This window comes from Noviherbaspirillum sp. (assembly GCF_036846085.1).
Classification (GTDB): domain Bacteria; phylum Pseudomonadota; class Gammaproteobacteria; order Burkholderiales; family Burkholderiaceae_D; genus Noviherbaspirillum.
Genome location: NZ_DAIUCO010000115.1, coordinates 1 through 9124, shown reverse-complemented (window position 1 = coordinate 9124; position 9124 = coordinate 1). Strand labels below are relative to the sequence as shown.

At 60.4% G+C, this 9124-nt stretch carries 8 protein-coding genes; 2 read left to right on the top strand and 6 right to left on the bottom strand.

Going from position 1 to position 9124, the window contains the following annotated elements; all coding sequences use genetic code 11:
- Positions 1-523: 523 nt before the first annotated feature.
- Positions 524-2539 (top strand): putative bifunctional diguanylate cyclase/phosphodiesterase, encoded by a 2016-nt coding sequence (locus V7080_RS14290; RefSeq protein WP_334189064.1) that lies wholly within the window; start codon positions 524-526, stop codon positions 2537-2539.
- Positions 2540-2552: 13 nt separating this feature from the next.
- Here the strand turns inward: V7080_RS14290 and V7080_RS14285 are convergent, their stop codons facing one another.
- From V7080_RS14285 to V7080_RS14260, 6 genes are all read right to left on the bottom strand, one after another.
- A complete protein-coding gene (locus V7080_RS14285; RefSeq protein ID WP_334189063.1) occupies positions 2553-2858 on the bottom strand; it encodes a hypothetical protein in 306 nt (101 codons plus the stop codon).
- Between the two features lie 138 nt (positions 2859-2996).
- Complete coding sequence (locus V7080_RS14280; protein WP_334189062.1) at positions 2997-3287, bottom strand: hypothetical protein; 291 nt, start codon at positions 3285-3287, stop codon at positions 2997-2999.
- A gap of 127 nt (positions 3288-3414) precedes the next feature.
- The gene (locus V7080_RS14275) at positions 3415-6441 is read right to left on the bottom strand and encodes a bifunctional diguanylate cyclase/phosphodiesterase (protein WP_334189061.1); all 3027 of its coding nucleotides are present in this window, start codon (positions 6439-6441) and stop codon (positions 3415-3417) included.
- Between the two features lie 381 nt (positions 6442-6822).
- The gene (locus V7080_RS14270; RefSeq protein WP_334189060.1) at positions 6823-6990 is read right to left on the bottom strand and encodes an entericidin A/B family lipoprotein; all 168 of its coding nucleotides are present in this window, start codon (positions 6988-6990) and stop codon (positions 6823-6825) included.
- A 107-nt stretch (positions 6991-7097) separates the two neighbouring features.
- Positions 7098-7478 carry a hypothetical protein gene (locus tag V7080_RS14265; protein WP_334189059.1) on the bottom strand — a complete coding sequence of 127 codons (381 nt, stop codon included), beginning with the start codon at positions 7476-7478 and terminating at the stop codon, positions 7098-7100.
- A gap of 37 nt (positions 7479-7515) precedes the next feature.
- Positions 7516-7956, bottom strand: coding sequence for a DUF883 family protein (locus V7080_RS14260; RefSeq protein WP_334189058.1), 441 nt, complete (start codon positions 7954-7956; stop codon positions 7516-7518).
- Positions 7957-8423: 467 nt separating this feature from the next.
- Between V7080_RS14260 and V7080_RS14255 the strand changes: the two genes are divergently transcribed.
- Positions 8424-9124: response regulator transcription factor (locus V7080_RS14255; RefSeq protein WP_334189057.1), on the top strand; the 701-nt coding region annotated here is incomplete at its 3' end.

The following is a 9124-nucleotide window of genomic DNA, read 5'->3' as shown; positions in this document are numbered from 1 at the left end:
ATTCATCTCCCCGGTTGCCTCGCCGTCGGCCTGCCGGCCGGCGGCCTTCCCTTCGCCTCCCTTCGATCCTCCGGCGGTTTCCCCCGCCGTTCCGCTCTCTTGACACGTCGCATTTCCCCGGCGACACAAAACAGTTCAGGAACATTCCATAGGCGCACGTTGTCATTCTTCGGCAACACGGCCGCCCTCACTCCCGCCCGCATTTCATGCCCATACGTTCTTAGGGCGTGTCATCAATTGGGATGGGAGTGCGAAAGGGTGCTACGCGTTGCAGGCCCAGGCGCGGCGACGCGTCGTAGTGGGCTCGGCGCCCCCGAACTACGGCAAGGAGCCGCAACACCGGCATGCGACGCGTAGCACCCTTTCCCGGAGGGTTCCTGCCAGAACGCGCGCTGGCGGCGTTGCATGGCTAGGGAAGGCGGCCAGCCTTCCCGTCGCCACGCGCCTTGCCACCACGCGTGCTGGCAGGAACGCATCTCCCAGCCCAATTGATGACACGCCCTAATAAACACGGAAATTCAAATTGACCGGCACTTATCACACTCCGCTGGTGGCGCTTTCGCTCCTGGTAGCCATGCTGGCCGGTTATGCAACGCTCGAGCTTTCCGCCCGCACCCGATCCGCCATGGCGCCGCAACGATGGTTCTGGCTTGCGGGCAGTGCGCTTGCAGCCGGAACGGGCATCTGGTCGATGCATTTCATCGGCATGCAGGCCTTCACGCTCGAGACGCCCGTCGGTTTTGAGACAGGACTTACCTTGTTGTCATGGGCGGCACCGGTGGCCACTTCGGCGGCGGCGTTGTTCACGGCACAACGGGAGTCACTCAAACCCTGGCACTACGCCGCCGCGTCGACGCTGGCAGGTGCCGCAATCGCCGGCATGCACTACATCGGCATGGCGGCGATGCGCATGTCGCCATCGATTCGCTACGAGTGGCCGCTGGTCATACTGTCCGTTGCGATCGCCATCGGCCTGAGCGGTGCCGCGATCTGGGCGATGCGCCATATTTCTCAGGGCAGCGAATCGCTGATGCCGGTAAAGAAAATACTGGTGGCGTTTCTCCTCGGCACGGCGATTGCCGCCATGCATTACATCGGCATGGCGGCGGCGGAATTTCCGGCTGGCGCGATCAGCCTCGCGGCCGATAGTCTCGATAGCGATTGGCTGCCGGGCATCGTGTTTGTCACATCGGTCACGCTGCTGGTCGGGGCGACATTGATTGCGTACTACGACCGGCGCCGGCTGGAACACCAGCAAATCGCCGAAACCGACGCCTTGACCGGGCTGAAGAACCGGCATTTCCTGCAGAAGCAGCTACCGGCGCTGATCGCCCGTGCGCAGGCAGGACGCACCTCGCTGCATCTGGCCTTCGTCGACCTGGACGGATTCAAACTGGTCAACGATACGATGGGCCACGATGTCGGCGATGCGGTGCTCGTCATCGCATCGCGCCGCATCCATGAATGCCTGCGTGAAGGCGATATTGTGATCCGGGTCGGCGGCGACGAGTTCGTCATCATCCTGGTCGATGCCGACGAGGCGCGCGTCGAGCACATCATGCAGCGGGTCGTCTCGTCGTTGAAGGCGCCGATGCGTGTGGGGTCGGACAGCGTCAATATCTCGGCGTCGATCGGCGTGGCGCGACATTTGACGGGGCAGGATGCCGAGCCGCTGCTGCTGCGCGCCGATACTGCGATGTATCACGCGAAGCGCCAGGGCCGGAATATGTGGAAGCGGTTTTCACCGCACATGGACGCGGAGCGCGTGGCAACGGCGGAAACCCACAAGAGCCTGCGGCGGGCATTCGAGCGCAGCGAATTCCGGCTTTTCTACCAGCCGAAATATTCGGCGGGATCGCGCCAGATCGTCGGCGTGGAGGCGCTGGTACGCTGGATCGATCCGCAGCGCGGCATGCGCTTGCCGGCGGAATTCATCGCCGTCGCCGAGCGCACCGGGATGATTGCCGCCCTCGGCGACTGGGTGCTGAACGAAGCCTGCCGGCAGATGCGAAGCTGGACCCGCCAGGGTTGGGTGGTCCCCGTATCGATCAATGTATCGGCGTTGCAGGTGCGCGGCCATGAAATGACCGGCAAGGTACGCGCGGCGCTCGCCAAACATGATGTGGATGCGCAATCGCTGACCCTGGAAATCACGGAATCGGTCGCCATCGAAGACCCGGCGAAGGCAATGCAGGTCTTCCAGTCGCTGCGCCATTGCGGCGTGTCGATATCGATCGACGATTTCGGCACCGGCTATTCGAGCCTCGCCTACCTGCGCGACTTTCCCGCGGCGGAGATCAAGATCGACCGGGCCTTCGTACGAGACATTTCGACCAACCGCCAGGCGCTGGAACTGGTCAAGGCGATCGTCGCCATGGGCCATGCACTCGGAATGCTGGTGGTTGCCGAAGGCGTGGAAGACGAGCGGACCACGCGGCTGCTGGAAAATCTCGGATGCGATGTGCTGCAAGGGTATTTCCTTGCGCAGCCGATGGATGCCGACGACTTGCACGGCCTGCTGCTGGCGCAAAGCGCCTGAGGCTGCGGGGGTGCTACTGTTTTTTCTGCTCCGCCTCTGCCTCCGCCTTTGATTCCTGCGCGGTGCTTTGCACTTGCTCGCCGGCTTTTTCCATCGCCTGGCCGGTTTTCTCGGCCGCCTTCTCCATCGTCTGCCCGATGGCTTCGCCGGCCTTGTTCAATTCCGTGCCGGCTTTCGATGCGGCGCTGTCGAGCGTCTTCCCGGCCTGCTCCGCCGGACCCTGCCCGGTGGCGCTTTCCTGCTTCTGGCAAGCGGTGAGTGCGCCCGCAAGAACCAGCGGCAGTACGACCACCGCAAATTTGTTTTGCATGATTTCCATTCAGTTCTCCAAGGATGTCTGTTTGCCGGGACGATCGGATTCTCATGCCGGTAACGCAAGCACAATTCGATGCCGCGAAGCGGTAGTGACAACCAAGCATTCCGCAAGTTCGTGAAACGATGCAAATTCGGCGGGCTTTTACCGACGTTGCAGGGATGAACTCGGTGACGTGCCGGCGCGCCGGGCGCTGTCGAGCCAAACCCGGACGCGATGGATCGCAAGCGACAACAATGCAACCGCGGCCAGGCCCAACATGACAACACCGGCGACCGTGGCCAAAAGCAATAAGACCGCTGCGGTCACAATGGCTGCACCGCCGGCTTTCCATTTCCACCATGGACCGAGCAGTGCTTTGAGAAAGTGAGGCGCCGATTGCGATGCACGGGATGCGGGCGCATCGACCAGTTCCCATTCGACTTTATTGGACATCTTTCGCTCCTGAAATAATGAGCGCCTGATCAGGCGCGTCGGAAAGCCCAATTATACGGATACGAATATGCTTGAAAAAGCGATGAAATGAGATTGGTTTCTTCGTATTTAGCTGAAATAAGATGCCTTACTTTGCGTTCGCCACATGTTCTCGCAGCAGCGTCGCAAACTCGCCGGCAGCGATCGGTTTGCTGAAATAGTAGCCCTGCATTTCATCGCATGCATGCATGCGCAGAAAGGCTTCCTGTTCCATGGTCTCGACGCCTTCCGCCACCACGGTCAGGCTCAGGGTTTTTCCCATTGCGATGATGGCTTCGGTAATCGCGCGGTCATCGGAGCTGCTGCCGATATCGCGGATGAAGGAACGGTCCACCTTGAGCGTATCGATCGGAAAATTCTTCAACTGGCCGAGTGACGAATAGCCGGTTCCGAAATCGTCGATTGCCAGCCGGATGCCCATGTTCTTGATGGCGGTCAGCAGCTTGATTGCCTGCGCGGGATTGTGGATCACCATGCCTTCGGTAATTTCCAGCTCCAGCAAATGCGGCTGCATGCCGGTTTCGCGGAGGATGGCAGCGAGGTCTTCCAGCAGATGTTCATCGGCAAACTGGCGCACGGACAGGTTGACCGCCATGCATACCGGCGGCAGGCCCTGGCGTTGCCATTCGACGTTCTGGGCGCAGGCGGTTTCAAGTACCCACTTGCCGATCGGGACGATCAATCCCGTTTCCTCCGCAACCGGGATGAACTGCACGGGCGTTACCGAACCCAGCTCAGCGTTATCCCATCGCAGCAGGGCTTCCACGCCGGTGATTGCGCCGCTGGTGAGGTCGCGTTTGGCCTGGTAGTGCAGCGAAAACTCGTTGCGTTCCAATGCGTGGCGGAGGTTGGCCTCCAGCGCCAGGCGCTCCAGCGATTGCGATTTGATGTCTTTCGAATAGAACTGGAAGTTGTTCTTTCCTTCCTCCTTGGCGAAGTACATCGCGATGTCGGCGTTCTTCATCAGCGTCTGCTCGTCATTGCCATCGTTCGGGTACATGGCGACGCCGACGCTGGCCGTGACCCGGCATTCCCGGCCGAGCAGCATCATCGGCTTGATCGCCGCCGATAGTAGCTTGCGCGCGACCGCTGCGGCTTGCTCCATGTCGTTCATTTCCTGCACCAGCACCACGAACTCGTCGCCGCCGAGACGGGCGACGACGTCGCTGGCACGCAGCGCCTTCTTGAAGCGGCTGGAGATTTCCTTCAGCAGCTTGTCGCCGGCTTCGTGGCCGAGCGAATCGTTGATGAACTTGAAGCGATCGAGGTCGATGAACAGCACCGCGAAACTGCGGCCATAGCGTTGCGCGGTCGGTATCGCGTGGCTCAGCAGATGGCTGAACATGATGCGGTTCGGCAGTCCGGTCAGGCCGTCATGCGTTGCCAGGTGCTGGATGCGCTCCTCGGCGACTTTCTGGTCGGTGATTTCCCGGGATACGCCGCGATAGCCGTTAAACCGGTTTTCGCCGTCAAACACCGGCTCGCCGCTGACGCTGATGTAGTACGGTTTTCCGTTCGGCAGCAGGCGGTGCATGATGACATCGCGGAACGGTTGCTTCGCTGCGAGGAGATCGCGGTGCGCATCCCATCCGCCGCCGCTTTCGATTTCGAGTTCGGTTTCCCATGGACGTTTCCCGACGAATGTGCCCTGGGTCGATTCCGACGTCTTGCGCCGGCTTTCCATGATGACGTACCGAAACTCCGCATCCTGTTCCCAATACCAGTCGGACGAGAGGTTGGTCAGCGCGCGGAATCGCGCCTCGCTTTCGCGCAGCGCACGTTCGACCTTGCGCCGCTCGGTGACGTCGCGCAGGATGCCGCGAAAGCCCGCCGGTTTCCCGTCCGACCCGTGGAACAATTGCACCGATCCTTCCCCGACGACCGTACGGCCGTCCTTGGTGATCATTTCCCAATCGAAGTTGGGGGCGGCCACGCCGGTGCGGTAGACGGTGTTGAAGGTCCTGAAGACCTTTTCGGCTACTTTCGGCGTCTGGTATTCCCGGTAATGACTGTCGAGCAGTTCGCTCTCCGCATATCCCAGCATCCGGCAGAACGCGCCATTGCACATCACGATCCTGCCCTGCAGGTCGACTTCGTAATAGGCATCCTGGATGGTCTCGAGAATGCTGCGGTACTTTTTCTCGCTCTCGCGCAGCGCCTGCTCGGTCTGGCGCCGGGCGGTGACATCGCGGAGGATGCCGCGAAAACCGGTGGCGACGCCGTTCTTGTCGCGTGCCAGCTGTACCGATCCCTCGACGTGGATGATGCTGCCGTTCTTGTGCACATAACGCCAGTACTGGCTTTTTTGCGAAATGCCGGTGCGATAGACTTCCTTGAATGTCTTCGCTACCTCCGCCGCCATTTCCGGTGTCTGGTAATCGCGGTTGCTGGTGGCGCGGATTTCCTCATTGGTATAGCCGAACAGGCGCGGAAACGCGTTGTTGAAAAACGTATGGCGGCCGGTGGTGTCGACTTCATAGTAGGCGTCGTCCATGTTTTCCAGGATCGCCCGGTAGCGTTCTTCGCTGGTCCTCAGCGCTTCTTCCGCCTGCCGGCGCAGCTCGTCCCGCGCAAAGGCACCGAGGGCGAAGGTGATGTTGCGGGCCAGGCGTTCGATGAGGGAAACGGCTTCGTCATCGAAGGCGTCCTTTTCGCTGGAGTAAAACATCAGCACGCCGCGCGCGCCGTTTTCGAGCGCCACCGGAACCGCCGCGCCGGCGGCGATGCGGGAGGCGCGCACCACCGCTCGCCATGGCAGCGATCGGGGGTCGTCGACAAAATCGTTGCTGATGCAGGGCATTCCGTTACGGTATGCGGTGCCGGCGAGCCCGCGGCCTTCAGCCGTCGCTTCGTCGACTGAAATGCCGCTATCGCCGCCGATCTGCTCGCGACGCATCCCGGCGGCGGCGACCGTTTTCAGCCAGCCAGTCTCCGAATCCGGAACGAGGACTGCCGCCGTCGTGAATTTGCCGCCGTCGATTGCCGCGTCGCAGACGGCCTGGTACAGGCCGGATGGGGTTTCCGCGCGCAATATTGCTTCGTTTGTTGCGCTCAACACAGCATAGATGCTTGCCAGATGTCGAAGGCCTTCGGGATTGCTGTCGAATGGTGTCATTCTGAAATGCTGTCTCGTCGTTATCAGGGCGCCTGCAGGGGTCAACTTCCTCGTCAGGTCAAGGCGCGGTTCTTGTTGTCGGCGGGTATCAGTCTAACGGATTAATGGCTTCGGGTGGAGTCCCTCGGAACCGGGGCGGAAGGGCAGGGCGGCGGAATAGGTGACGCACATCGCACGCAGGGAAGCACGGTGCGGCAAGGTGGACGTTGACTAGGGGAAGCTGCGCGGCACTCGACGAGCAGGCCGGCAGTGCAGTAGGGGTTGAGCGAGTGCCGGCATTCGGGCTCGCCGATGCACCGGGAGAAATAACGCGAGTGAAAAAGCAGGCCGCGTCCTTGCGGACGCAGCCCTTTCCTATTGCTGTACGTCAGGTAATGCCGATTATCGGGACGAACCGGAGCTGGTATTGCCCTTCTGTACGTCCGTCGCAGCGCCCTGGACTTTCTCGCCGCCACGCTCGATATCGGTACCGATACCACGCATGGTGTTGCATGCTGACAGGCCGACGGCAAATGCCAAGATGCCGAATACGGAAATGATTTTTTTCATGATTTACTTTCCTTTCTGGTTAATGAGTTAAACGGACTTTCCTCTCCTAACTGCAACGATGGTGCTTCTATTTGCTTTAGCCCCATCGTCAATCCGCCACCTCGGCGTTAGGGTCGGTAACGTGCGCGGTCGCCTTGCTTCTGCGCACTCTTTTGCTGCAAATAGGCGCCCACTGTGCTTATGAGTCTTGCAAGGGCGTCAATGTTCGACGGATTGCGGAGCGTCAATGCCGTCAAGGCTCCACCACTGGTTGCCAAGGTACGCACCATCCGGCGCGGACCGATGGCAATCACCGCTCCTACTGCCGCTGCACATAACAGCGGGTGCTGCTTTGCCCAGCCAAGGGCCGCCTCCACCGGGGTGGCCTGTGTCTGATACTCGTTGTACTGACCGGCCGCGTGACCGGCATTGCCTCCTGAAACATAGGCGCTGCCGGATGCGCCATTTCCCTGGGAACGGCGTGGTGCGTGCGCGTCGGAATTGTCCATAAGCTCTCTCCGTTATCGTTCGTTGCGTGCGTGCCGGTCAGCGACGCTTGAACAGCATCGCAAGCAGCAATCCCGCACCGGCTGCCACCGCCACCGACTGCATCGGCTTTTCCTTCACATATCCGGTCGTCGTTTCGACGCCGCGATTGAACTGCCGGCTGGCGTTCTCAACTCCGACGCTGAACTGCTGTGTCGCTTGGGTGGCGAGGCCTTTTGCCGCGAAACGCAGGGAGCTGTATTTCGCCATCAGCTTGGCATGCTCAGCAGCAAGCTCGTCGTCCGACATGCCGGGCGCGCGATTGACCAATGCGTCCAGATCCGCCTTGAGGCTGGTTAGCTGGCTGCGCATCCCTGCCGATGTGCCCGGCGGCTTCGTGCCCGACGCCGTACCCAATGTTTTGTCGTAGTTGCTCGATCCGGTCTTTACCGTGATATCCGAGCCGTTGCCACCCGGTGTTGATGGTGTATTCGTGTCCATAAGTCACTCCTTGACGCAGTTTGATCAGCCAAAGCGGACTGGGAGGGACTTGTCAGCGGTCAACACCTCGAAATCCGTCTGGAAGCGGATGGCGGTCTTTGCGATACAACGAAGCCTGCTGCATGCCGCTTGCGATCTGTCCCTGTCAACCGGTCAGTCGGTAAGGATGATCATGATCGAATTTGCAATTAGCATTACGACATACCGCAAGTTCGGGTCTTTTTCATGCACATCTCCTGTCAAGTGCAGCAAGGGATGTGCCACAGGCGAGCCGGCGCAACATGACAGCGCGGTATGTCTCGAATCGTCTTATTTTGTTGCCTTCAAGCCTGTTTGGACGTCGTTTTGTACGCGCGGCAGGTAATTTTTGCATCCGCAAGCCGGTTCTCAGCGTATTTCATCATTGGTGGTATCGGCGGTAAGCTAACCGCATTCGTGAAAAATCCATAGAAGGTTTATTGCCAGTAATGTATGCACACACCATTTTGAAAGTAACTGCCGACGGCAGGAACGCCCTGAAAAAAGCCGGCCCGGATGTTTCCGCCGATGCCCTTTTCCTGCTGCGAATGATCGACGGCAAGTCGTCCATCGCACATCTTGCTGCCCGTACAGGCGACCGGATAACGGGCGATTTCCTGTCTGTTGCCGGCGACCTGGAGCGGCGCGGCTGGATTGAACGCGCGGACGATCTGCCATCCCCACGGGCAAAAGCCGCCGCTGCAGGTACCGATGATGATGCCCAGATGTGGTCCGAAGCACGGCGGGCGGCCCGGCTGCTGCATGAGAAAGGTTTTTATACGCATGTGAGCCGCGAAGCGACGGGCGAGCCTCCGGCGGCGAACGGTTTAAAGGTGCTGGTGGTGGAAGACGATGAAGACATGGTGCAACTGATGGGCGCATTGCTGGGGGAGAAGGGCTTTGCGGTCACGCATGCAGGCGATGCGCCGGATGCGCTGCGCCTGTTCCAAGACGGTTATCGGCCGGACATCGTGCTGCTTGACGTGGTTTTGCCGACTCGCGACGGGTTTTATGTACTCAAGCACATCCGGCGGTACAGCGATCTGTCGGATGTGCCGGTGGTGATGGTGACGTCGCGGGTGGAGGATGCGGATCTGCAGCGCGGGCTGAAGGAGGGGGCGGATGGGTATATCTTCAAGCCGTTTCGGTG

What these genes read in the sequence shown, in the direction of transcription:
- V7080_RS14285 (WP_334189063.1), bottom strand. Translation starts at nt 2,858, where the DNA reads ATGGAAATCATGCAAAACAAATTTGCGGTGGTCGTACTGCCGCTGGTT.
- V7080_RS14280 (WP_334189062.1), bottom strand. Translation starts at nt 3,287, where the DNA reads ATGTCCAATAAAGTCGAATGGGAACTGGTCGATGCGCCCGCATCCCGT.
- V7080_RS14275 (WP_334189061.1), bottom strand. Translation starts at nt 6,441, where the DNA reads ATGACACCATTCGACAGCAATCCCGAAGGCCTTCGACATCTGGCAAGC.
- V7080_RS14270 (WP_334189060.1), bottom strand. Translation starts at nt 6,990, where the DNA reads ATGAAAAAAATCATTTCCGTATTCGGCATCTTGGCATTTGCCGTCGGC.
- V7080_RS14265 (WP_334189059.1), bottom strand. Translation starts at nt 7,478, where the DNA reads ATGGACAATTCCGACGCGCACGCACCACGCCGTTCCCAGGGAAATGGC.
- V7080_RS14260 (WP_334189058.1), bottom strand. Translation starts at nt 7,956, where the DNA reads ATGGACACGAATACACCATCAACACCGGGTGGCAACGGCTCGGATATC.